We start from the raw sequence: 820 nt of genomic DNA, 5'->3' as shown, positions 1-820 counted from the left end.
GGTTCGCGCTGATGCTCGTGGGGCGCGCGTGGAGCGAGGCGCGGCTGCTGGCGCTCGCGCTGGACGCGGAGGCGGCGCTGGAGTTCCCTTCACCCGGCATACCGTCCGGGGAGGCGCTGCGGTAGGCTGATGTTCGACCGACACGCCATGACCCCCGCCGACACCGATCCCCTCACCGACGCCGTCGTTCTTCCCGCCCTGCTCGACGGGCTCCTCGATCCCCTCGTGATCCTCGACGCGGGGTGGCGCTACACCTTCGTGAACCGGCACGCGGCGACCCTCATGGGCGTCGAGCCCGGGGAACTGGTGGGGCGCGTGCTGTGGGAGGGCTTCCCGGCCGCGCGGGGCGCGCTGGAGGTGGAGTACCGCCGGGTGATGGAGACGCGCGAGGCGCGGCACTTCGAGGTGCACCTGCCCACCCTGGGCCGCTGGGAGGAGGTGCGGGCCTTCCCGCACGGGTCCGGGATCGCCGTGCACTTCCGCGACATCTCGGCGCGCAAGCAGGCGGAGGCACGCCGGGACGCGCTGCTGGCGGTGACGCGCGCCCTCTCGGAGGCCTCGTCGGAGCGTGAGGTGGTGGAGCGCACGCTGGACGCGAGCCTGCACGCGCTGGGCGCCTCGGCGGGCACGCTCCTGAACATGGAGCCGGGCGGCGTGCTGACGATCGCGCACACGATCGGGTACGGCGCGGAACTCACGCGGCGCTGGCGGCAGTTCCCCTCGGACCTGCCCACGCCCGTGGGGGATACGGTGCGCACGCGGGAGCCGCTCTTCCTGGGGCATGAGGACCTGCGCGCGCGCTACCCGGCCATGCAGGCGG

1 protein-coding gene is annotated in these 820 nt (G+C 74.0%); it reads left to right on the top strand.

Annotation, left to right across the window (positions count from 1 at the left end):
• Window positions 1–129 precede the first annotated feature (129 nt).
• A partial coding sequence (locus DEIPI_RS29180) for a PAS domain-containing protein (protein ID WP_045233747.1) occupies window positions 130–820 on the top strand: 691 nt, incomplete at its 3' end.

It is taken from the genome of Deinococcus pimensis DSM 21231 (genome assembly GCF_000519345.1).
Taxonomy (GTDB): Bacteria; Deinococcota; Deinococci; order Deinococcales; family Deinococcaceae; genus Deinococcus_A; species Deinococcus_A pimensis.
Note: the sequence above shows the minus strand (reverse complement) of the source record. Positions and strands in the feature narration are given on the sequence as shown.